The sequence below is a fragment of the Pseudomonas sp. NPDC078700 genome (assembly GCF_044542375.1).
GTDB lineage: Bacteria > Pseudomonadota > Gammaproteobacteria > Pseudomonadales > Pseudomonadaceae > Aquipseudomonas.
This window is the reverse complement of sequence record NZ_JBITUI010000003.1, coordinates 780,499-803,183: the sequence shown is the minus strand read 5'-3', so window position 1 is coordinate 803,183 and position 22,685 is coordinate 780,499. Positions and strand designations below refer to the sequence as shown.

Genomic DNA, 22,685 nt, shown 5'->3' with positions numbered 1-22,685 from the left:
CCACTGGTGTGCTGTTTTACTTAACCCGTTGGCCAGGCTTGGCACCGCTATCAGGGCTGAGCAGGTAAATTTCTTCACCGCCAGGGCCAGCCGCTAAAACCATGCCTTCTGAGACACCAAACTTCATTTTGCGTGCTGCGAGATTGGCTACGTACAGTGTCAGGCGACCTTCCAGTTTGCTTGGGTCTGGGTATGCGCTTTTGATCCCGGAGAAGACGTTGCGCTTGGCATCGCCGATATCCAGGCTCAGGCGCAGCAGCTTGTCAGCACCCTCGACGAATTCGCATTTCTCGATCAGCGCCACACGCAAGTCGACAGCAGCAAAGGCGTCGAAGGCGATTTCGGCAGCGATTGGTTCTTTAACCAGTTCACCATTGCCCGCTGGCTGGTGGGTGGCTTCAGCAGCGAGGTCTTCTTTGGAGGCTTCGATCATGGCTTCGATTTTCGCCGGTTCGATACGGGTCAGCAGTGCGCTGAACGGGTTCAACTGGTGGTCGGCCAGCAGGGTCTTGTAGTCATCCCAGCGCAACGGCTCCACATTGAGGAATGCCTCAGCGTCGCTGGCAAGGTTCGGCAAGACCGGCTTGAGGAAAATCACCAACTGACGGAATAGGTTGATGGCTTGGGCGCAAATCGCCTGGACTTCTTCCTGTTTGCCTTCTTGCTTGTTCAACGACCACGGCGCTTTGTCGGCAATCCAGGCATTAGCACGATCGGCCAAACCCATGATTTCGCGCATGGCGCGGGCAAAGTCGCGGGCCTCATAGGCTTCGGCAATGCTCGGTGCAGCTGCTTGGAAGGCTTCTGTCAGTTCGGGCGCTGCGTTACTGGCGACCAACACGCCAGCGTTACCTTTGTGAATAAACCCGGCGCAACGGCTGGCGATATTGACCACCTTGCCGACCAAGTCAGAGTTGACCTTCTGCACGAAGTCTTCAAGGTTGAGGTCAAGGTCGTCAACGCCACGACCCAGCTTGGCGGCGTAGTAGTAACGCAGGTATTCCGGGTTGAGATGGTCGAGGTAGGTGCGCGCCTTGATAAAGGTGCCGCGCGATTTGGACATTTTCTGACCGTTAACCGTCAGGTAGCCATGGACATTGACCGCCGTTGGCTTGCGCAGGCCCGCGCCTTCAAGCATGGCGGGCCAGAACAGGGCGTGGAAGTTCACAATGTCTTTGCCGATGAAGTGGTACAGCTCGGCGCTGGAGTCTTTGTTCCAGAACGCGTCGAAATCCAGCTCAGGGCGCTTGCTGCACAGGTTCTTGAAGCTGGCCATGTAGCCGATAGGCGCATCCAGCCAGACGTAAAAGTACTTGCCCGGCTCATCTGGAATCTCAAAGCCAAAATACGGCGCGTCGCGGCTGATATCCCACTCGTGAAGGCCTGAATCAAGCCACTCGGCGATCTTGTTGGCCACAGCATCTTGCAGCGCACCGCCGCGAGTCCACTGCTTGAGCATGGCTTCAAACTCAGGCAGCTTGAAGAAAAAGTGCTTGGACTCTTTAAGCACCGGCACTGCACCGGAAATAGCCGAGCGCGGATCTTTCAGCTCGGTTGGCTCGTAGGTCGCGCCGCATTTCTCACAGTTGTCGCCGTACTGATCAGGGGTCGCACATTTCGGGCAGGTGCCTTTAATGAAACGGTCTGCCAGAAACATGCCTTTTTCCGGGTCGAAATACTGAGTCACCGAGCGCGTGGCAATGTGGCCAGCGTCGCGCAGCTTGAGGTAGATCGCGGCCGACAGCTCACGGTTTTCTTCGGAGTGAGTCGAGTGATAGTTATCGAAATCCACGCCGAAGTTGGCAAAGTCGGCGGTATGCTCGGCTTTGACGTTATCAATCAATTGCTCAGGCGTGATGCCTTCTTTTTCGGCACGCAGCATGATCGCTGAGCCATGGGCATCGTCAGCGCAGACATAGATGCACTGATTGCCACGCAGTTTCTGGAAACGCACCCACATGTCGGTCTGGATGTACTCCAGCATGTGGCCAAGGTGTATAGAACCATTGGCATAGGGCAGGGCGCTGGTAACGAGAATCTTGCGGGCTTCAGTCATGGATATCGGCTGCACTGGTAAATCAAAGGAGGTCGCTAACTATATAGCCCTGGCAGGTTTTTTTCATCCCGCGCGGTTCGTTAACGGCTTAAAAGTCCGCATCTGTTGCAAGTCAGGCTTTGCGGTAACATGCTGGGCTGCGTTACTTGACCTTTGTTTGGGAGTTTTCATGTCTGTTACCCGTGAAGTAGTTGAAGCCACCCTGCGTCAGTACACCGATCCGCATTTAAATCAGGATCCGGTCAGCGCCGGTTGCCTGCGTGAAATTGATATTCAAGGCCGCCAGGTCAACGTGCGCCTTGAGCTGGGCTATGCCGCTGGTTTATTCAAGAGCGGTTGGGCACAGGTCTTGGAAATGGCCCTGACTAACCTTGATGGCGTTGATGCAGCCAAGGTGCAGATCGATTGCGTGATTGCTGCGCACAAAGCGCAGGACCAAGTGCCCGCGCTGGCCAATGTTAAGAATATTATTGCGGTTGCCTCGGGCAAAGGCGGTGTAGGCAAGTCCACCACTGCGGCGAATCTGGCACTGGCCTTGGCCCGTGAAGGTGCCAAGGTCGGTATTCTCGATGCTGATATTTACGGGCCGAGCCAGGGCATCATGTTTGGTATCGCTGAAGGCACACGACCGCTCGTCAAGGATCAAAAGTGGTTTGTGCCGCTTGAGGCCCATGGCGTTGAAGTGATGTCGATGGCCTTTCTGACTGACGAAAACACCCCTGTCGTCTGGCGTGGGCCGATGGTGTCTGGCGCGCTTATCCAGCTCATCACGCAAACAGCCTGGACTGACCTGGATTATTTGGTGGTGGATATGCCGCCAGGCACCGGTGATATCCAGCTGACGCTGGCGCAGAAAGTCCCGGTTGCGGGGGCAGTGATTGTGACAACGCCGCAAGATTTGGCCCTGCTTGATGCGAAAAAGGGCGTGGAGATGTTCCGCAAGGTCAATATTCCGGTGTTAGGTGTCGTTGAGAACATGGCCGTGCACATTTGCTCGAACTGCGGGCATGCCGAGCACCTGTTCGGCGAAGGTGGCGGTGAGAAGCTGGCCAAGCAGTTTGATGTCGACCTGTTGGCCTCGTTGCCGTTGTCGATGGCGATTCGCATGCAGTCTGACGGCGGCAGGCCTACCACCATTGCCGATCCGGAAAGCCAGATCGCTATGATCTACCAGGAAACAGCACGCACTGTCGGTGCGCGTATTGCCCAAAGTGGCGCTACAGCTCAAGCCATGCCGACTATTTCGGTAAGCGATGATTGACAGCAATTGCCGGCAGTTACCTTGCTCAAGCTAAGGTAACTGCCGGATAGCCTAAAATGCAGGCATAAAAAAACCCCGCCGAAGCGGGGTTTTTTATAGAAAGTACAAGTTAGATAACTTGTACTTCCTCAGCTTGCATGCCTTTCTGACCACGAGTGGCCACGAAAGTTACTTGCTGGCCTTCTTTCAGGCTCTTGAAGCCATCGCTCTGGATAGCTTTGAAGTGTACGAACAGGTCATCACCAGATTGTGGAGTGATGAAGCCGTAACCTTTCTCATCGTTGAACCACTTAACGGTGCCAGTTTGACGATTAGACATGTGTAATCTCCTAACAAAAGTAATATACAGCCCTGGAAAAAACCAGGCCGGGACTGAGTGCAACGAGTACTAGGAGTCGGACGATGTTTGGATCGAAATCTAGGCATCAAGTAGCGATTCGCGGTGACACATGCAGCACAGTGGAAGCACCATACTCGTTTTTCACGCTAAGCGCGAACACTGTGTGCACCTTTCTGTTATTTAGCGACTGATGGAGCAAAAACTGCTCAGTTTTTGCTCATTCGACGCCAGCCTTTGAACCCTATCGCCAGCCCCGGTAAGATGCGCTCACTTTTTCATCATTTGTTCCATCACTCACATTCAGGACGCCCGCCATGAGCATCAAATCGGATAAGTGGATTCGCCGCATGGCCCAAGAACAGGGCATGATCGAACCTTTCGTTGAGCGCCAAGTACGTACCGAAGGTAGCGAGCGATTAATTTCGTATGGTGTCTCGAGTTACGGCTATGACGTTCGCTGTGCGGATGAATTCAAGGTTTTCACCAATATCAACTCGGCAACTGTCGATCCTAAAAACTTTGATGAAAAAAGTTTTGTTGATGTGAAAAGCGATGTTTGCATCATTCCGCCTAACTCATTCGCCCTGGCGCGCACGGTTGAATTCTTCCGCATTCCGCGCAATGTGCTGACTATCTGCCTAGGCAAGAGCACCTATGCACGTTGCGGCATCATCGTTAACGTCACCCCGCTTGAACCTGAGTGGGAAGGGCACGTAACCCTGGAGTTCTCCAATACCACGACCCTGCCGGCGAAAATCTACGCCAACGAAGGTGTTGCCCAGATGCTTTTCCTTGAGTCCGACGAAGAGTGTGAAGTCTCTTACAAAGACCGTGGCGGCAAATACCAAGGCCAGCGCGGTGTGACCCTGCCTAAAGCCTGATTTCAGCGTGTATAAAAAACCTCTCCTATTTGGCGAGGTTTTTTTTGCCTGTTTGATAAGGGACTGAGGCGAGTCGCTAGCAGCCCTGAAGTATTTCAGGGGTTCCTTAGGCAAAAAAAGAGGTGGTCAGCATCAGCTGACCACCTCAATACCATGGAGTCGCTCGGGGAGAGCGCAGGGTTGAAACGCAAGGCAAGGCGCCTTGCAATACGTTCAACAGCCGTCCAAGGGCATATTGTCCACTCAGAAGGTAGGGGGATAATTGCCCGCAGATGCCAGAAATTTGGCCGATGGTGACAAATAGACGTTAGCGCAATGGCTGGAGTAATACCTTTCAATATGTAACGCCAACGAACTGTCCTGCCGATGTGCCTTCTAATGCATACAGGCCCTGATTCAGGGCGGTCGCTCATAACGATGTAATGAGGAGGCACTATGCCTGTTTGGCGAATTACCTACAGCCATGACGAACGCGCCGAAAGCCTTGAAGTTGAGTCAGCGGAAAAGCCCAGTGTCGATGAAGCGACTCAGCGGGTGCTGAAAATGGCGCAGCAAACGCTCAAAACCCTGCCACCCAAAGAGCTTCCACATGAGAACCAAACCCCAGCGGTGCAGCTATTAGAGCGCTACGCGATTACTGTGACGGGCATTTCACAAGAGTGATTCAGGCCCAACAGCGTAAATTCAAGGCAAAAGAAAGGGCGCCAAAGGCGCCCTAAACGATGTTCGTGGAGTAAGTCCACTATGTTTGAGTGGCGCTTGGGCATTTGGTTCAGCCGTTGCGGCTCAATAATTGCGATCTACCGCAGTTTAGCCCTGACGGATTTGCGGCGCGACCTGATCAGCGCTTTCTGGTGGGTCAATAATTACCGGGGCTTGACCGGCATCGACCCACTGCCAGAACAGTTTATATCCAACGGCGAGTACGACGGGGCCAATAAACAGGCCGATGATTCCGCCTGCCAGCATGCCTCCCAACGCACCGATCAATATGACCGGCATGGGTACATCAACCCCCCGACCCAGCAGCATGGGCTTGAGAATGTTGTCCAGCAGCCCACCTACGAATGTGTAGACAGCAAACACAATGGTGGCGAGTGAGGTGCCCTCGGTGAAGAACGCAAACGCGATGACCGGGATGGTAACCAGTGGTAACGGCAACTGCATGATGCCCAGCAGCAGAATCACCATCGCTAGCAAGCCTGCACCTGGAATACCCATAACGACAAAGCCGAGGCCGATGACTACCATTTGGATGAAGGCGATGCCGATCACACCTTGGGCTACAGCGCGAATCGTTGCGGTGCACAGATGGATGAAGCTGTTGCTGCGGTCAGGGCCGATGATTCGGTTGGCAATGCGCATGGCGCTTTTGTGACCACTTTCACCGTAAGCCATCATGACACCGGCAACCACAAGTGAAGCCATGAAGACTAAAAAGCCAGCGCCAATACCTGCCAGCTTACTCAGTAAACCCAGGGCGAAACCCTTGAGATGCGGTGCCACGCTTTGAAGCACACTGGTCAAGTCAGAGGTTGATTGCACCCAGAAGGCATACAGCGGAGGGCCGATCAGCGGCCATTGCTCGACGGATGCGGGAGGCGGCGGAATGTGCAAGGTGCCGTTTTTGACCGTCTCAATCGCGACATGCACAGATTGTGTAAGTGAGGCACCCAAGAAGTACACCGGAACCAATAGCACGGTAATCGCCAGTACGACGATCAGAGAGGCCGAACGGCCATCATGATTACCCAAACGTGCTTTAACGATACGGTGCAGGGGGTATAAGGTCACCGCCAGAATGAGCGACCAAAGCAGCGTGCTCAGAAAAGGATGGAAAACCTGATAACAGCTGTAAACCAAGATCGCAATGAGCGCAGCACGGATAAAGGTATCCAGCAGATTGCGCGAAAACTGCAGCTCTGGTGGTGGCGTAGACGACATTTGAGTTCCTTTCTGAGGGACTGCGCAACGGCTCTTGAGCACTGCGCATGTGTTGATTCCATAGTTACGTAAAGCATAGCCGCTGAGCAAAAAGACACTTAGGGATCCTCTGAAAAAGGTAGCGAGCGACGGGAGTACAAGGCAAAAAGATGCGAAAAAGCGCAGTTTAGTTGTCCTAAATGAGCATTTTGAGCAGATTTTTAACGCCGTATTACCTAGCGCAGTAGTTTTTCAGAGGTTCCTTAGTCAGATGAAGTGATCTGTCGGCAGCGATTTAGTCATCTAGTTTATAGAGGCAATGACAGGATTAACCATAAAAATGTCATGGGCATGAGTGAGCGCTAGTCTCAGCGCTTAACCTGCTTAGGCGCTTAAAAAGTCGATTCGATTGTTTGACTAATGGTTAATAAATTACGGGCAAAAGAAAGGGCGCCAGAGGCGCCCTAAACGATGATCATGGAGTAAGTCCACTATTTCTGAGTGGCGTTTATCCATTTGGTTCAGTTGCTGCGGCAAATAATTATTACTTACCGGGTGTCAGCAGTAGGCGTTTGCTGCCGTAGACCTTGTCGATGTTCTGTGATTTGAACGGAAAGCTCATGTACTGGCCCTTGAGCCAAGCGTCAATGCCATCGGCGTAGTGATCGCTCGCTGGATTACCTGACTGGCCCGAGCTGTTCACCCCATAAAAGGGTTCATCCAGGCCGAAGTCGACGGCCATGCGCATGGCTGGAATCAACCACGTATCAAAGTCCTGGCCCCAGTGATAAGCCGAGACATTCAAGGTGCTGTGGTCACCGCCGGCTGGGTATGGGCCACGATCCAGATAGCTGCTGATCGTACTCAGGCTGGCGCGTTGGCTGGCGCTGAGCATGGGGGCAGATTTACTGCTGTCGCTGATCCAGTTGTAGTTGTGCAGCTTGCCCCACTGCCAGGTGGATGGATCGCTGCCGAGCTTGCTTTGGGTGAAGCTGGCCGCTGCGCTCAGGCTGCGTGCCAGAATCATCGCCTTGGTTTCTTTTTCCGGGGTGCTGATATCGTCCCAGAATGGGCTGTCGTCGCGGGCTAGCAAGTGATCCGCCTGAGCGGAGTAAGAGGTACCAGCGGTTTCCACCAACGCCTTCCACGCTGCACTGGTGTCAGGACCCAATTCATCAAGGAATATTTGCCGCGCGCTTTCATGTAAAAAAGCACCGTACAACGCGGCATCGGCCGAGTTAGCGGCCAGGTTACCGTCGAATGCCATCAAGCGTTTAAGGGTATTGCGCGCATTTGCAGCATCACTTGGCGGCAACGCATCAATGGCCTGCTTCAGGGGGGCGGCCATGCCTGGCGCTTCAAACATGCCCTGCAGTTTGCCAGCAAATAAAGTGGTTTGATCGTACTGCATGGCTTTGATGCTGCGCAGATCCTGTTTGCCACTGTTGAGCAACTGGGCGATGCGCTCGGCGCGTTCTGGATAATGCCATGAGTTAGACAGCTGCATACCATAGCCGGGTGGTACGGTGCGGTTATTGGCAGTTGCGATCCAGCCTTGTTGTGGGTCTTGATCGTAAGGATGCAACATGGGCTCGGCATAACCGTCCCAGTCGTATTTACCGTCCCAGCCAGGTGATGGCATCAGCCCAACACCCGCGCGGCGATTAGGAAAACGCCCGGTGACTTGCCAGCCGATGTGCTCGGCATCTGCGAACACGATGTTTAAAGGCATGGCGCGGATTTCACGGGTGGCAGTTGAGGCTTGATCAGCCGACTGGGCGCGTGACAGGTCAAAAAACGCATCGAGGCTTTTGTCGGTTTCAAACTGGGCTGTCTGCAAGGCTAAGCCATAACCACTGCTGACTTGCAGCGGCTGTAGCATCTGCTTGCGTTCACCCAGCACCGAGTTCAGTAGGGGGCCGTGGCGGGTTTCGAAGATCGTCTCGCGGATTGGGCTTTGGCCTTTTATAAAAAAGGTTTCCTGGCGCTGTTTGGCCGGCTGCCACTTACCATCGGCGAGGTAGTAAAGCGTGCCATTCTGGCGCTTTACTTGCTCCAGAAAGATGTCTTGGTTGTCACCCATGACCATGGTCATGCCCCAGGCGACTTTGCCGTTGAATCCAGCGACCACCGCAGGTACACCAGCGATTGAAACGCCTGCCACTTGATATTTTGGTGCGCGGATCTGTACGAAATTCCACATCGACGGCAATGACAGCGGCAAATGGGTGTCATTGGCCAGCAAGCTCTTACCACTGCGACTCTTTTGCGGGCTGACGGCCCAGTTGTTTGATGCTGCAACGCTAAGCAAACGGGTGTCAGCCACTTGCTGTATCGCCGAGTCGATGGCGTTTAATCCAGCGATCTGGCCGTTTAGTTTCAGGCCTTTAAGTTTGTCGGCTTCATCAAACGGCAAGCCATCGTCAGGATAAACCGGCAACAACCACGCAAGGTTATTGCTGCCCACTTTCTGAGCCATGATCAAGGCGGCGATTTCTTCTTGCAGGTTCACCGAGAGGCCGAAGTTGATCAGGCTGAAGATCAGTGCTGAATCTTCTGGCTTCCAGTAGGCCGGGCGGTAGCCCGACTCGGCGATGTCCATCGGCAGCTTGTCACGGAAGCGGAACATATAGGCGTTAACGCCACGGGCATAGACCTCGAAAATCTTCTTCAGGCGCGGCGATGCGCCTTTATAGAGCAACTCGGCACTCTGCTTGAGGTTTACCGCACGCATCAGGCGATCCACTTCAAGGGCTCCGGGTCCGACCATTTCCGACAGACGACCTTCAGCCAACAGGCGCATGCCAACCATTTGGCTAAGGCGGTCACCTGCGTGGACATAACCGAGCGTGAAAATTGCATCATGCAGGGTGCTGGTTTCAATCAGCGGCATGCCCAGGGCATTGCGCCGCACGACTGCGCCTTTGGCCAAGCCTTTAACGCTGACAATGCCTTGATCAGGCGGCACGCTGTCACCGTAGCGGCTGCTCAAAAATGACTGGCAGCCGCTGAGCACAAGCCCAGCACTGATTAACGCAGTTAGGCCGAATACGGCTGAGGGACGAAACACACGCGACTGCATGCAGCAAACTCCTGGCGGGTGGAGCAGGTCGATAATAGATTCAGCTATGGTCACTAGCCTAGCAGGCATGCTGGCTGGAGTGATGGGTCATTTGAGCTGTTGGCTTGGCGCTGCGTAAGTTAGTCAGCGGCATTCAAACTGGCAAGAGCTGGATTGAAATTATCAGTGCGGCGCCAGGCTCAAGCCTGCTTCACCAGGTCGATCCGGTCTGGATATACACTGCGGTGTCTTCAGGCCCTCGGGCAACATCGGCGCCCATCACCAAGCCATAGCGTTTGGCAATTAGGTAGCGAAAGCCCGTGCCGTAGCTGTTCACTTCTTCTGCGCTGCCCAACTCGTCGAAGTGATCGGCTGCCCGTCCAGTGCCGGTGAATAAGCCAAGGGTCCAACGCGGCGTGAGTTTATAGTCCAACTGAACTTCGGCTACCCCGATCCGGTCGCCTTGATAGCGCGATTTCGGTACGCCACGCAGGTCAATAAAGGGCGGTACATAAGGCGGCAGGTCTTTGTCGCCACGGGCGTTTACCGCATCCATTTGCACGCGCAGGCCCAGATTCCAGCGGTCACTTAATTGCCAGTAGTTCAAGCCAGCAATCTGGTAGCTGGCGTACTCGACATCACTGCCGAGGCTGTCATCAAACACTGTGTAATTGCCGGAGTAGTAATAACCTTTCTGTGGGTTGAAAGGGTTGTCCCGGCTGTCGTATTCCAACACCACGCCCAAGCCTGAGGTGGTGATGGATTTGTTGGTTTGACGCTCCAGAAAATCCTGAACAGCCGTAGGGAAACGTGACAGGTCAGGAGAATTCGCCAGTTTGCTGGTGACTTTTCGATAAAGCTGGCGGCCGCCGACAAATACCTGGGTGCCGGGAAGCCGGTATTTTAGGTCTTGAAAGGCAACAGGGCCTTTGAGGTTCAGCTCAATCGATTTGTTGAGATCCCCAGTCCTTGGCAGTGAATAAAAGTCTAAGTTCGGTGACGCATAAGCCAGCACGCCCCGGTAGCGCAGAGAATCTTCCATCCAGAAGCCAAGATGGCCAATGGCAGCACCCCAGGTGCCATTCTCGGTGCCCATACCGCCCACTATGCTGATGTTTTCCGGCAGCAGGGCTTTGCCTTGGGTGCGCTGTTTGCGTTGCTCCTCTGACTCATGGAAAAACAGCGCGCCCAGTGCCAAACCTGTGCCGACTGCAGGTTCGGTAATAAGGCTGGGCACTGGCAGGAAACCACTGGGTACTTCGGACAGATAGTGACTGGCGTCAAATTGGCCGTCATCAGGATCAGCCAGCTGCTCGCCAAATGTGCTGGCAAGTGCCAGCGAAGGCAGTGCCAGCAACAATGGAAATACAGGCCGCAACCTTTTGTGGCTCATTAATTGGTGGCCTGGCTCGGATTGGCTTTTGCTTGGGGCAAGCCTAGAAACCAGCGGTAGTAAGGATTGTTTTCGTCGGTCTGGAGCAGTTGGCGAACTTCACGGGTCCAGCCTTCGCGGTCGCGCTGATAGGAAAATAAGCCGGCTGCATAGAAATGTTGCAAGCGCTTCCAGTTATCCTCGACCTCGGCCCGGAAGCCTTCGTCAGCCCCCTCTAATGGCGGTGCAGTACGCAGCTCTAGCAAGGCAGGGAGTACGCGGGTGATTTCATTTGAGCGCACCCAAGGGGCGTACTCGATGCGCGGGCGATCGTCAGTGACGGCTGGTGCATCGGCGGCAAATTGCTCAAGGCCCTTGCGGTCAGTGATCCACGTCGCGAGAAGGGCTGCCGGCGAGTCTATGCCGACCTCATGCAGCGCATCGCGAATCTGCGGACGTTCAAAGCGCTGTTTGATTTGTGCGACCGACAATGACATCGGCTCCAGCGAGCCTATCAGCAACATCTCATGAAGTTCAGTTGTCCAGAGGGTTGCGTGGGGGAATACATCGATAAAACTGCGCACCAATGAGCGGCTGTCCTCGGTGTTTTGAGTGGGCAGCGGGAGCCATTGTGCGACCAGGCCGCCAGGCTTTAAGCGGCTGGCTGCAAGTGAGTAGAAATCTCTGGAGTAGAGGTTGACCACCCCGGCAGCTGAAGGCGGTGGTGGTTCTAAGGTCACCAGGTCATATCGGTCAGCGCTGCGCAGCAATTCCCGGCGGCCGTCGCGAAGGCGGATGTCCAAGCGTGGGTCGTTCTCGGCGTTGTAGTTGCCGTTAAACAACGGGGCCGCTTGCAGCACTTCGGGAAGTAGCTCGGCGACCACCGGTTGCTCCAGATCCTCATCGCGAAGCATGGCACCGACAGTGATGCCTGTGCCGAATCCGATGACCAGGGCTGAGCTGGGTTTGCCATCGTGGATCAATAGCGGCAGCAGGGCTTGCAGGCGCATGTAACGCAGCGAAGGCATGGCATCGCCGGTGTTGGACACGCCTTGAATGTACAAGCGATTGAACTGGCGTTCCGCCCGGCCTTGAGTCACCACCGCGACCGTACCGCTGCGACCTTCCTGATAAAACACGATTTTGCCGTTGCGCGCACCGGGCAGCAGTTCCGCTAGACGCTCCGCAGGCGTCAGGGCTCCACCCACGAGCGTGGCAATGCCGATACCCATAATGGCCAAGCGCAGGCCTTTGCCCACATTGGCCCCTTTAAGGGCTGCAACAAGGCCAATCAATGCCGCCACTACGGCAAGCACAACCAAGGTGTGAACCAAGCCAAGTTCAGGGACCAGAACGAAGCCGGTGAGTACAACCCCAACGATGCCGCCCAAGGTGTTCAATGCCACGACAGTGCCTACATCGCGGCCAACGTGGTCGCTGCTGACCGCTAAACGCAGCGCCAGTGGGAAGGCCGCGCCGAGTAGGGTGGTGGGTAAAAACACCACGCACAGCGCCGCGACGGCAAAGCGGGCGGACATGCCGGCCAGGTCGTTGCCGGTCAGTTGCAAGACCCAAAACTCAGCCTGGGTTTGGGCGATGACCAGCCAGTAGCCAAGACCGGATATCTGCAGCAAGGCCAGCAAACCCGCCGCAGCAATTAGCAGGCCAAACAACCCCCATGGGTCGCGGATGCGGTCAGCGCGGCGTGCATACAGGGCACTGCCTAGGACCAGGCCGGTGAGGTAGGTGGCCAATACCACCGAGAAGGCAAAGGCGCGCGTGCTCATAAAGGGCACAATTGACTGAGTCCAAACCACCTCATAACCCAAGGCAACGCCACCGGCGATGCAATACAAGGCAATGGCAAGGCGTGCCTTGTTGGCTCGCGGGGCTGGGGTCGCAACCACCGGTTGGGTCAGTCCTTGATCATTGCGCCGGGCGAGCCAGGCACCGCCACCGGCAAGCAAGTTAAGCAGAGCCGCGGCATAGGCGCTGCCCGTTACCCCTAACGCTGGGATTAGAAAAAAAGCCGCAAGCAAGGTTCCTGCGATGGCACCGGCTGTGTTTCCGGCATACAGGCGACCACCTGCTTCACCGAGCCGACCATCGGCAGGCGATAAAGCGCGGACCAGTACTGGCAAGGTTCCGCCCATGAAAAATGCAGGCAGACCCACTAATAAAAAAGGCAGCAGCCAAGCGAGCAAGCCGAGGCTGTCTTCAAGGCGAGCGAAAAGCCCCGCCGACTGTGACAAGGCATAAGTTGTCGATATGCCGAGGATGGCAACTATCAGTTCCAGCGCTGCATAGAGCCGAATCGGCCGTGTCAAACGATCTGCCCAGCGGCCAAAAACCAGACCGCCCAAGGCCAGTCCGGCGAAGAACGCACTGATGCCAGTGGTGATGGCATAGACCTCAACCCCAACGACCAGTGAAAGCTGCTTGACCCAAAGCACCTGATAGACCAAGGCTGCACAGCCAGAGGTGAATAGCAGTAAAACCGGAATCAGCATGGGCAGAGCAAGAGGGGTTACAGCAGGATCAACAACCTCACCACGGGAGCGGGCGCGAGACGATTTGGCGGCTGAGGACATCAAAAAAGTGCCTTATCTAATATGAGAAAACCTGCGGCAAGTCACCTTGCCGCAGGTTTTAAGATAGCGCTCCAAAGCCTGGAGCGCCAAGGGCTGAGTTACTGAGTTTTTGCAGCTTCTGCCTCTTTCATTTTGGCTTCGATTTTTTTATCTACATCAGCGCGCACCTGGTCGATGCTAAAGCTCGCCGGACGCTGGCTTGGTGGATATTCAACGAAGGTCTGCAGGAAGGCCGCAGCTTTACGGGTGCCTTGGAAGACTAAGTAGTCATTCTTCGTCAGCCAGTCGTAGTATTGGTCAGACACCACGTCAGCACGCTCGTAAGGGTCCATGCGCAGGTTGAACAGCTTCGGTACCCGCAGGCAGGTGAAGGGTTCGCTCCAGACCTGGAGGCCACCGGGTGCACGTTGCTCACAGTACACCACTTTCCAGTCGCCGAAGCGCATGCCGACTAAATCGCCATCATCGCTGAAGTAGTAGAACTCGTTACGGGCGCTCTTGTCGGTTTTGCCGGTCAGGTAGTCGAGTTGGTTAAAGCCATCAAGGTGAACCTTGAAGTTTTTACCATCAAGGTCGGTCCCTTTAAGCAAACGATCCTTGATGTCGGTGTCGCCGGCTATCGCGAGCAGGGTTGGGAACCAATCGAGACCGGAGAACATTTGGGTGGAAACAGTGTCAGGCTTGATATGGCCCGGCCAGCGGATCATTGCCGGTACCCGATAAGCACCTTCCCAGTTGGAGTTTTTCTCGTTACGGAACGGTGTGGTTGCCGCATCCGGCCATGACCATTGGTTCGGGCCGTTATCGGTGGTGTAGATCACGATGGTGTTGTCGGCGATCTTCAGATCATCCAAGCTTTTAAGCAGCTTGCCAACATCTTCATCGTGCTCAAGCATGCCGTCGGCATATTCATTGCCGACCATACCGCTGCGGCCTTTCATTGAGTCACGCACATGGGTAAAGGCGTGCATGCGGGTGGTGTTCATCCACACGAAGAACGGCTTATCGGCCTTGGCTTGTTTATCAATGAAGTTGATTGCAGCTTGGGTGGTCTCGTCGTCGATGGTTTCCATGCGCTTTTTGTTAAGCGCACCGGTGTCTTCGATCTTACCGTCGGCGCTGGATTTGATTACCCCACGCGGAGAGGCCGCCTTGACAAACTCTGCATCGTCTTTTGGCCAGTAAGGGCGCTCAGGTTCCTCTTCGGCGTTGAGGTGATACAGGTTACCGAAGAACTCGTCGAAACCATGGTTAGTCGGTAGGTATTCATCACGGTCACCCAGGTGGTTCTTGCCGAACTGACCTGTGGCATAGCCCTTTGCTTTAAGCGCTTGGGCAATGGTGACATCGCGGGCTTGCAGACCGACGGGCACCCCTGGCATCCCGACCTTGGACAAGCCTGTACGCAATGGTGACTGGCCTGTGATAAAGGACGAACGGCCCGCCGTGCAGCTGTTCTCTGCATAGTAGTCCGTGAACATCATGCCTTCTTTGGCAATTTTATCGATGTTAGGCGTCTGGTAGCCCACAACACCATGAGCATAGGCGCTGATGTTGGTCTGGCCGACATCATCACCGAATATCACCAGGATATTGGGCTGTTCTGCTGCAAGTGTGGCAGAGGCACTTATAGCCGTTGCCATCGCGATGGCTAATCGCGGTATCCATTTTCTAGGGGCTTTCATTCTTGTATCTCCATGTGTGCGACGAACTTCAATAACAACGGTTTAAAAGCGTAGCTGATTGTTGGCCATATTGATGTTTGTATTGTGACAATTTGACCTATGGCTGATTTGAGTCAAAGGGATAGATGTGTTTCCACTCTTTTGCCATATCGACCACTGTCCAGTCGTTGGCTTTGGCGGCATCAAGTGCTTTGTCAAGGCGGCCGATTTTGCTATCGCGGTCATAGGCCCATTCACGATTAGCATCGGTGTGATGGACTATTCCGGCGAAACGCTTGCCATCTCCAGCGGTGGTCCATTGCAGCATTTGCAGGTCACCATCGGAGTTGCCGAAGGCCAGAATAGGGCGGCGGCCGATGATTGACTGAATACTTACAGGCTTACCGGGACCATCGTCATTGAGGGCCAGCTTTGGTTCACGCAAGATCGAGTATTTGCCATCCTTATCTTGGAACTGGGTGGCAAAAGTTGTGCCTATGACTTGCTCGGGTGGGATGCCGTAGACCTCTTCTGCGAAGGTCCGCATAAACTCCACTTCGCCGCCTGAAACTATGTAGGTTTTAAAGCCGTGTGCACGCAGGTAGTTAAGCAGCTCCAGCATCGGCTGGTAGACCATTTCAGTGAACGGCTTTGCGGTTTTCGGGTGTTTGGCACTGGCGAGCCAACGCTCTACGTTCTCACTGAATTCAGTGGTGCTGATGCCCGTGTGGGTGGCACCCACAATTTTCATTAATCCATCCATGCCGCCGGCTGCCAGAGTCTTCTGGTCATCTTCGAGAACAGCCTTGAAGGGTTGTTCGGTTTTCCATTCAGGATGCTCAGGGGCTAAGCGTTTGACTTCGCTCAACGCGAACAACAGCTGAAAGTACATCGGCTGCTCGCTCCATAAGGTGCCGTCGTTATCGAAAACCGCAATGCGCTGAGCAACAGGCACATAGTCCTTGCTGCCTTCCTCAGTGACGGCCTGAACAAATTCCTCGATGGCTTGGCGCGAGGGGCCATCGTTCCAGGAGGGTAGCTCCTCAGCTGCCTGAGTCAGCAGCGGTAACACCAACAAAAATGCAGTTAACCAACGCAGTGGGCTATACGCAGTTGGGCGGTGCATAGGGTCATCCTTGTGTTATCAAATGTTTGGCGTTTAATGCTCGGGGTTTAGCGGTTTCAAAGCCCCGTCGGTTAAGGCAGAGCTTTGGCTTTTGTTAAATTCTGCACGCACCTTAATCAGTAACTGCTTTTGCTCAGCAGCGCTATCTAGAGCGGTTTTAGCCGGGGCGTAGGGCTTGTTTATCAAGGTTAGCAGGGGATTGCTAAGATGCGAAGGCAATTGCTCACATGCATCCTGAACTGTGCCGACATTCGCACTACGTTTGAGCCAAATGTACAACTCGTTATAGGGCACGGATTGATCATTGAGCTTGGCTTTAAGTTGTCGCCAGGCATATTCAGGTGAGGCCTGCCAGGCCTGTTGCCGTGCTGCGCGTTGTTGCTTGAACAGTTGCAGACCGCGCTGCCAGTAAGGCCGGCCGAAGAATCCAAGCAGCGCTGCGCAGAGCAATAAGCCGGTCAGTAGGAGCCAGTGGCGGGCGATATGCAGTTGAGTGTTTTGCCCTAGCTTGCGTAAGTCTTCGCTGATGGAGAATGGCCCGCTGTAGGCGTTCTGGGCTTGAGCTTTAAAGCTGACCTCAGGCACTGAGGCAGTGTGCGCCTGGCCCGTTTGGTCCCACCACTTGAGCTCCAGGGCAGGCAATGTGTAATTGCCCGGCTCGCTGACAACATAGGTCAGGGTGTCGTTACGCATGCCGCCTGTAATATCGCCTCGACCATTGCCCAGTGGCTGGATATCCGGGGTTTGGACGTATTGCTTTAGCCCTTCAATTTCGTTGTGTTGCGGTGTCGGAATCAGCATGGCTTGTGCGCCCACGGCGCGCACGCTGAGTTGACGGCTGATGCTATCGCCAACCCGCAAGGGGTCGTGGGAGCGAACCAGGGTTTGGCTGTACTCGAGTGATTCGGCGATCAACGCATGCCCGCCATCAGGGGTGCCAGCAGGTTGTGCTGCGCTAAAGCTAAGCGCCTGGGTTTGAACCTGTTGGGGTTGACTGGCCTGACCGGGCTGGATCTGAAAGCTCAGTGCGGGAATGTCGAACTTTTGCGCTTGCTGAGGGGTGATCTGATAGTTGAAACGCAAGCCAAAAAAGGTTTTGCCCTGACGTTGTTGAGTCAGGTTAGTGGCTTCCGAGCTGGGCTCGGAGACAATTGCGCCCGGCAACTTCAGCGGTGGCAATTGCGGCGCGCTGGTGAGCCAGGTATCAACCAGTACATCGACTTGGTACTTAATAGTGCCGCCGACCAAGACTTGTTTATCCGGTACCAGACGGCTGTCAACCAGCACTGTGGGTTCGGCGGCCAATACCGGCCATGGCAATAGCAAGCTGAGTAACAGGATCAGATGTTTCATGGTGTGGTCTCCCGCTCAGCATCTTGCAGCAAAAATTTCTGCTTCAGAAAGCGCGCAGGCGAGGTGGTGAGGTTATCCAGCCATTGTTGATCGGATGCAGCTTTGGCCACTGGTTGTGGGGTCTCTTTGCCTTTGTCGGCTTTGTTATCAAATTTGAGCTCGTCCGGTTTTTCGTCCGGGGTTCCGGCTTCTTGCTGGTCTTCGTAGTCTTTCTGTAACGCTTGGGCCAGCGCCAAGTTGCTGGTGGCTTCGGGGAATTTAGCTTGCAGCTTGAGTGCCTGCTGGTAAGCATTTATGGCTTCAGGGAAGCGAAACAGCCGCACATAGCTATTGCCCATATAGAAGAACGATTGTGCGTTATTGAGTGTGGCAAAACTGAGCAGAGCAGCGTCATAGTCAGCGGCCTCATAAGCGGCTACGCCTTTCCAGTAGGGGTCTTTGAAGTGCTCAGCCGCTTGAGGGTAATGCTGGTGCTCAAACGCCCAGCGGCCTTGCTGGTCCGCAGTGAAAAAAGCATCTGCCAAGGCACCTGCCTGTGCCGGGGCAGAGGGAAGAGTCAGACCAATAGTCAGCAGCAAAGCTGCCAGCCAATGCACACGCCAGCCCCTGCGCACGCAGAACAAGGCGATCAACAATAGCGGCCAACATAACCAGTAACCTGCATCCTTCCAGTGAATTTCCTTGCCCTCGTCACGAATCGCCTGAAAGTGGCGTTGGGCGTGCAGCTCTATCCAATCAAGGTCATCGTCATTGAGGGTCAAGCTGCCGAGCGGCGCATCGGCAGCATCGGCCAAGGCTTCGATCGCTTTGCTGTCAAAGCTGGCCTGCACCGCGCGACCGCTGCTATCAACCTGAGGTAGACCTTGGGCATTACGCACCACGCTGGGCTTGTCGCTGCCAACCGCGAGAACCAACACTTGCAGGTCGACGCCTTTGAGATGTTCAGCTATTTGAGGGTTAAGTGCGGGATCGCTGCCATCGGTAATCAGTACCAGGCTGCCCGGACTTTGCTCAGCTTCGAGCAGGCGTTTGGCTTGATCGATGACGCCCAGCACGTCATGCCCGGGTTTTTCTATCAGGCCTGTGGATAGGGCTTCAACGAAGGTATTGAGCAGTGCCGGATCGTCTGTCGCTGGCAAGACCAAGTGGGCGCTGCCAGCGTAGGCGATCAGTGCTGTACGCGCGCCAGCACGGCGCTCTATCAGGTCGTGTAATTTGTTACGCACGGCACTCAAGCGAGTGGGCGGCACATCGTCAGCATCCATGGACGGCGACAGGTCAACTGCCAGTATCAATGGTGCACGGTCATCGAGAAAGTCTGGACGGTCCTGTTCCCAGGTTGGTCCCGCTGCCGCCAGTGCGCCGACAAACAGTATCGCGGCGAGAAAATGCACAGGGCGCAGGCGTTGATTGTCTTGGGGTTTAATCACCAAGTGCTGCAACAGGTGGGGGGCAATGGCCCCTTGTAGCTGGCGACTCAAATCATGGCGGCGCGCCCAGAGTATCGGCAGTGCAATTGCCGGCAAGATGAGCAGCAACCACAGCGGGCGAAGGAAATGCAGGGCACTCAGGTCGATATCCATCTCAACCCTCCTGTTGTGACTGAGGCGCGCGCGGCGAAGCTATACGAACCCAGAAGGCGGCTATGCACTGACTGATGGCCAGTAACAAAAGTGCAGCGGCCAATGGCCACCAGAACAAGTCGCGCTTGGGCTGATGGCTGAAGGTCTTTACCTTGTGTGGGGTGATCCGGTCGAGTGTGTCATAAACTTGCTTCAACGCCGTGCGGTCATCGGCGCGAAAAAATCTGCCATGGGTGATGTCGGCGATATTTTCCAGCATCTGCAGGTCAACCTTCGATTCGCCTGTGGCCTGCGGATCGCCAATGCCAATGGTGTGTATAACGATGCCCTTGCTGGCGGCCAGCTCGGCTGCATGATCGGGGGTGATGGCGCTGCCGGTGTCGTTGCCATCGGTGAGCAGGATCAACACTTTGTCCTGCTCTTTTGCGGTATCGAGCAGCTTGATGGTCAAGCCAATGGCATCGCCCAGCGCGGTGTTGGGGCCGGCCATGCCAATGCCCACTTCATCGAGCAATATATGCAAGCTGGCATGATCCAACGTCAGCGGTGCCTGTGGGTAGGCCCCGGTGCCAAATACGATTAAGCCGATTCGGTCATCTTTGCGTTCATCAATAAAGCCGCGCACAGCATCTTTCACCGCGCTGAGGCGATCAGTTTGTTCGCCATTAGCGTTGCTGTAGTCACGGGTTTCCATCGATTGGGAAATGTCGATGGCAAGCATCAAATCACGGGTTGGCTGGCTATGTTCGATGGGTTTTTCAACATAAACCGGGCGGGCGCAGGCAAAGAGTAGAAGCGCCCAGACCACTGGGTTGACCAGCAATTGCCAGCGTCCGCCAGCGACTTTGGCCTGTCCGGGTTCTTGGCCAACGGCATGGCTCATCGCTCCGAAAAAGGGTACCCGTACGGCGCTGCGTGCTTCGTGATATTCGCTCATGTAGCGCCAGACCAACCAAGGCAATGGCAGCAAAAGCATCAGCCAAGGGTATTCAAGCTGCCACATGATGAGCCTCAATCCACTGGCGGCAGGTGGCAAACAGCTTATCAAGCTGTTCCTGCGGGAAGTTTTTCAGTTGCTCTTTGGGCGCATACGCCAGCACAGACAATTGCTGGCTGAGGTCGGCAGGTAAGGGCGTGGGGCTGGTGTTTTGCAAAAAATCCTGCCAGTGATTGCCGCTCAAGTTGGCAACCTGCGGTGAGTCCGGCATGGACAGCGCGACGCGTTTAAGCAGCTCAGGCAGTTCACGCAGAGCATGTATACGATGGGCCTGATCATGACTGGCGTCTTGCAATTGAGAGAGCCTAAGTAAGGCTTCGCGGCGGTAACGGTTACGCCGCTGATGTCGCCAGCGCAGTACGGCCCACACAGCGATAACCAGCAAGACCACCAACAGCAGTGCGAGCCAACCCCAAGTCTGAGGGAAGTAGCTAAACTCAGGCACAGGCAAGGCCAGTTCCTTTAGCTGGCTAATTTGGGGCGTCATCGCGCGACCTCGGCAAGGCGGCCCAATTCCTGGCGCAATTGTGTGAGGCTGTCTTCGCCCGTATTGAACATCATCAAGGGCACTTGGCTGAGCCTGAGCAGTTCTGCCACTTGGCGCAATCGTCCGCTGAGAAAGTCGCCCAGAGGCTTGCTCACCCGGCGACGGTCAACCTGGAGTTCAACTTGCAATTCCCCTTGCGTGACCATCAACCGGCCTGTGCTGGGCAGGTTCATGGCAATGGGGTCATAGACTTGCATGGCGATTACATCATTGTGGGCTTTGAGTTCGCGTAGCAGTTGCAGTGTGCGTTCGCTGGTGGCAGCAAAGTCGCTGATGATGCAGATCAAATGGTCATGACCGGCCAGGCTCAGGCAGTTACGCAGGGCTTGGTCGAGTTGATCGGCATGCTCGCTGTCGGGTTGGGTGGCAGACAGCTGCTGATTCTGCCGGACGATGCTGCTGCACAGGGCCTCGATCCGCGAACGGCTGCGCAGCGGGCGAATGTGTTCGATGCGATCGTCCCCAAAGACTAATCCACCCACGCGATCACCCGCTTGCAAGGCGATCCAGGCACTGATTGCTGCCAACTCGGCAGCCGTGACTGATTTGAAGTTACGTTGTGAGCCAAAAAACATGCTCATGCGTTGGTCGACCAGAATCAAGGTCGGCCGATCGCGCTCCTCAGTAAAGCTTCTGACAAAGGGCTTGCCATAGCGCAGCGACGCTCGCCAGTCGAGGTGGCGCAAATTATCGCCGGGCATGTAGTGGCGCAACTCGTCGAAACTCAAACCGCGCCCGCGCATTCGTGAAGCGTGATTGCCTGACAGCACACTGGATATGGACTGGCGCGCCATAAAACTCAGGCCACGCACGCGCTGCTCATAGGCCATGAGTTGTGGCAGTGATGCGTAAACGAACCCGTCAGCCGTGACGTTGGAAGACTGCATGCTATTGCTCCTAATCAGGCGGGAACTGCCACCTTCTCGAGCAAACGATCAAGAACTTGATCGGCGTTTACGCCATCGGCTACAGCGTCGTAGCTGAGCAGTAAGCGATGGCGCAATACTGGATGTATAACTGCACGAACATCGTCCGGTGAAACGAAGTCATTGCCTGACAACCACGCATGGGCTCTGGCCACGCGGTCCAGGCTGATGCCGCCGCGAGGGCTGGCACCGATATGAATCCAGCGCGCCAGATCGGCATCATAATCGGCCGGGTGGCGAGTAGCGTTGACCAGATCAATCAGGTAGCGGTCGATCGCTTCAGACACATGCACTCGGCCCACTTCTTCGCGAGCGGCAAATATCACGTCCTGCGGCAAGCGCATTTCTTGTTCGGTGGTTTTTGCCTGATCCTCGGCTCGCAACATGCGCAAGACCTCGGCCTCGTCTTCGGTGTGGGGGTAGTCCATCACCAGTTTCATCAGAAAGCGATCCATTTGCGCTTCAGGCAATGGATAGGTGCCTTCTTGCTCAATGGGGTTTTGCGTCGCCATGACGATAAATAACTTAGACATCGGGTGAGTCTCACCCGCGACCGTTATTTGCCGCTCTTCCATGGCTTCAAGCAGGGCTGCCTGGACCTTTGCTGGCGCACGGTTGATTTCGTCCGCAAGTATGACATTGCCAAACAATGGCCCCGGCTGGAACTTGATCAGGTTTTGCCCGCCGACCTGTTGCAGGATTTCGCCGCCGGTAATGTCTGACGGCAACAGATCCGGGGTGAATTGAATACGGCTCATCTGGGCATCAAGGTGCTCAGCAAGTGCTTTGACCGTGCGAGTTTTGGCGAGGCCTGGAAGACTTTCCAGCAAGATATGGCCATTGGCCAATAGTCCCAAGATTACATATTTAATAGTCTGTTGCTGGCCAAGTACACGTTGGCTGACGAAACGTTCTAAATTAACAACTTGTTCTCTGCATTCCATGGATATTTCCTTCGCAACGATTCAGCCTGTTCTCCTGAATGCTTACTTGAGCAGTAGAAG

The 22,685-nt window shown here is 55.1% G+C and carries 17 protein-coding genes; 3 read left to right on the top strand and 14 right to left on the bottom strand.

Annotated features, from left to right (window positions below; all coding sequences use genetic code 11):
• Positions 1–16: 16 nt before the first annotated feature.
• Positions 17–2,056 carry a methionine--tRNA ligase gene (metG, locus tag ACIGCM_RS14155; protein ID WP_397502697.1) on the bottom strand — a complete coding sequence of 680 codons (2,040 nt, stop codon included), beginning with the start codon at positions 2,054–2,056 and terminating at the stop codon, positions 17–19.
• A gap of 169 nt (positions 2,057–2,225) precedes the next feature.
• On the opposite strand from metG, the gene apbC reads away from it, so the two are divergent.
• Positions 2,226–3,317: an iron-sulfur cluster carrier protein ApbC gene (gene apbC / locus ACIGCM_RS14150; RefSeq protein ID WP_397502696.1), complete on the top strand. Its 1,092-nt coding sequence runs from the start codon at positions 2,226–2,228 to the stop codon at positions 3,315–3,317.
• Positions 3,318–3,426: 109 nt separating this feature from the next.
• Here apbC and ACIGCM_RS14145 read toward each other — a convergent pair whose 3' ends face one another.
• On the bottom strand, positions 3,427–3,636 hold the full coding sequence (locus ACIGCM_RS14145; protein WP_010484518.1) for a cold-shock protein: 210 nt from the start codon (positions 3,634–3,636) through the stop codon (positions 3,427–3,429).
• A 335-nt stretch (positions 3,637–3,971) separates the two neighbouring features.
• On the opposite strand from ACIGCM_RS14145, the gene dcd reads away from it, so the two are divergent.
• A complete protein-coding gene (dcd, locus tag ACIGCM_RS14140) occupies positions 3,972–4,538 on the top strand; it encodes a dCTP deaminase (protein ID WP_087515996.1) in 567 nt (188 codons plus the stop codon).
• 435 nt (positions 4,539–4,973) lie between these two features.
• Positions 4,974–5,201: a hypothetical protein gene (locus ACIGCM_RS14135; protein WP_397502695.1), complete on the top strand. Its 228-nt coding sequence runs from the start codon at positions 4,974–4,976 to the stop codon at positions 5,199–5,201.
• Between the two features lie 147 nt (positions 5,202–5,348).
• Here ACIGCM_RS14135 and ACIGCM_RS14130 read toward each other — a convergent pair whose 3' ends face one another.
• The 12 genes from ACIGCM_RS14130 to ACIGCM_RS14075 form a co-directional block, all read right to left on the bottom strand.
• The gene (locus tag ACIGCM_RS14130) at positions 5,349–6,482 is read right to left on the bottom strand and encodes an AI-2E family transporter (protein ID WP_397502694.1); all 1,134 of its coding nucleotides are present in this window, start codon (positions 6,480–6,482) and stop codon (positions 5,349–5,351) included.
• Positions 6,483–7,005: 523 nt separating this feature from the next.
• Positions 7,006–9,543 (bottom strand): penicillin acylase family protein, encoded by a 2,538-nt coding sequence (locus tag ACIGCM_RS14125; protein WP_397502693.1) that lies wholly within the window; start codon positions 9,541–9,543, stop codon positions 7,006–7,008.
• Between the two features lie 190 nt (positions 9,544–9,733).
• A complete protein-coding gene (locus ACIGCM_RS14120; protein WP_397502692.1) occupies positions 9,734–10,915 on the bottom strand; it encodes a BamA/TamA family outer membrane protein in 1,182 nt (393 codons plus the stop codon).
• Positions 10,915–13,485 (bottom strand): fused MFS/spermidine synthase, encoded by a 2,571-nt coding sequence (locus ACIGCM_RS14115; protein WP_397502691.1) that lies wholly within the window; start codon positions 13,483–13,485, stop codon positions 10,915–10,917. Before ACIGCM_RS14115 ends, ACIGCM_RS14120 begins: the two co-directional genes overlap by 1 nt.
• Positions 13,486–13,583: 98 nt before the next feature.
• Positions 13,584–15,170, bottom strand: coding sequence for an arylsulfatase (locus ACIGCM_RS14110; protein WP_397502690.1), 1,587 nt, complete (start codon positions 15,168–15,170; stop codon positions 13,584–13,586).
• Positions 15,171–15,267: 97 nt separating this feature from the next.
• Entirely contained in the window at positions 15,268–16,275 is a 1,008-nt protein-coding gene (locus ACIGCM_RS14105) for an HAD family hydrolase (RefSeq protein WP_397502689.1), read from the bottom strand.
• A 33-nt stretch (positions 16,276–16,308) separates the two neighbouring features.
• Positions 16,309–17,628, bottom strand: a complete 1,320-nt coding sequence (locus ACIGCM_RS14100; RefSeq protein WP_397502688.1) for a hypothetical protein — start codon at positions 17,626–17,628, stop codon at positions 16,309–16,311.
• Entirely contained in the window at positions 17,625–19,211 is a 1,587-nt protein-coding gene (locus ACIGCM_RS14095) for a VWA domain-containing protein (RefSeq protein ID WP_397502687.1), read from the bottom strand. Before ACIGCM_RS14095 ends, ACIGCM_RS14100 begins: the two co-directional genes overlap by 4 nt.
• 1 nt (position 19,212) lies before the next feature.
• Complete coding sequence (locus ACIGCM_RS14090) at positions 19,213–20,214, bottom strand: vWA domain-containing protein (RefSeq protein WP_397502686.1); 1,002 nt, start codon at positions 20,212–20,214, stop codon at positions 19,213–19,215.
• Positions 20,201–20,695, bottom strand: a complete 495-nt coding sequence (locus ACIGCM_RS14085) for a DUF4381 domain-containing protein (protein ID WP_397502685.1) — start codon at positions 20,693–20,695, stop codon at positions 20,201–20,203. The genes ACIGCM_RS14090 and ACIGCM_RS14085 overlap by 14 nt, the downstream gene beginning before the upstream one ends.
• A complete protein-coding gene (locus ACIGCM_RS14080) occupies positions 20,692–21,642 on the bottom strand; it encodes a DUF58 domain-containing protein (protein WP_397502684.1) in 951 nt (316 codons plus the stop codon). The genes ACIGCM_RS14085 and ACIGCM_RS14080 overlap by 4 nt, the downstream gene beginning before the upstream one ends.
• Before the next feature lie 14 nt (positions 21,643–21,656).
• The gene (locus ACIGCM_RS14075) at positions 21,657–22,625 is read right to left on the bottom strand and encodes an AAA family ATPase (RefSeq protein WP_397502683.1); all 969 of its coding nucleotides are present in this window, start codon (positions 22,623–22,625) and stop codon (positions 21,657–21,659) included.
• Between the last annotated feature and the right edge of the window lie 60 nt (positions 22,626–22,685).

Bases quoted from the DNA above. Each gene is read 5' to 3' on its own strand.
- metG (WP_397502697.1), bottom strand. From the start codon at position 2,056: ATGACTGAAGCCCGCAAGATTCTCGTTACCAGCGCCCTGCCCTATGCC.
- apbC (WP_397502696.1), top strand. From the start codon at position 2,226: ATGTCTGTTACCCGTGAAGTAGTTGAAGCCACCCTGCGTCAGTACACC.
- ACIGCM_RS14145 (WP_010484518.1), bottom strand. From the start codon at position 3,636: ATGTCTAATCGTCAAACTGGCACCGTTAAGTGGTTCAACGATGAGAAA.
- dcd (WP_087515996.1), top strand. From the start codon at position 3,972: ATGAGCATCAAATCGGATAAGTGGATTCGCCGCATGGCCCAAGAACAG.
- ACIGCM_RS14135 (WP_397502695.1), top strand. From the start codon at position 4,974: ATGCCTGTTTGGCGAATTACCTACAGCCATGACGAACGCGCCGAAAGC.
- ACIGCM_RS14130 (WP_397502694.1), bottom strand. From the start codon at position 6,482: ATGTCGTCTACGCCACCACCAGAGCTGCAGTTTTCGCGCAATCTGCTG.
- ACIGCM_RS14125 (WP_397502693.1), bottom strand. From the start codon at position 9,543: ATGCAGTCGCGTGTGTTTCGTCCCTCAGCCGTATTCGGCCTAACTGCG.
- ACIGCM_RS14120 (WP_397502692.1), bottom strand. From the start codon at position 10,915: ATGAGCCACAAAAGGTTGCGGCCTGTATTTCCATTGTTGCTGGCACTG.
- ACIGCM_RS14115 (WP_397502691.1), bottom strand. From the start codon at position 13,485: ATGTCCTCAGCCGCCAAATCGTCTCGCGCCCGCTCCCGTGGTGAGGTT.
- ACIGCM_RS14110 (WP_397502690.1), bottom strand. From the start codon at position 15,170: ATGAAAGCCCCTAGAAAATGGATACCGCGATTAGCCATCGCGATGGCA.
- ACIGCM_RS14105 (WP_397502689.1), bottom strand. From the start codon at position 16,275: ATGCACCGCCCAACTGCGTATAGCCCACTGCGTTGGTTAACTGCATTT.
- ACIGCM_RS14100 (WP_397502688.1), bottom strand. From the start codon at position 17,628: ATGAAACATCTGATCCTGTTACTCAGCTTGCTATTGCCATGGCCGGTA.
- ACIGCM_RS14095 (WP_397502687.1), bottom strand. From the start codon at position 19,211: ATGGATATCGACCTGAGTGCCCTGCATTTCCTTCGCCCGCTGTGGTTG.
- ACIGCM_RS14090 (WP_397502686.1), bottom strand. From the start codon at position 20,214: ATGTGGCAGCTTGAATACCCTTGGCTGATGCTTTTGCTGCCATTGCCT.
- ACIGCM_RS14085 (WP_397502685.1), bottom strand. From the start codon at position 20,695: ATGACGCCCCAAATTAGCCAGCTAAAGGAACTGGCCTTGCCTGTGCCT.
- ACIGCM_RS14080 (WP_397502684.1), bottom strand. From the start codon at position 21,642: ATGCAGTCTTCCAACGTCACGGCTGACGGGTTCGTTTACGCATCACTG.
- ACIGCM_RS14075 (WP_397502683.1), bottom strand. From the start codon at position 22,625: ATGGAATGCAGAGAACAAGTTGTTAATTTAGAACGTTTCGTCAGCCAA.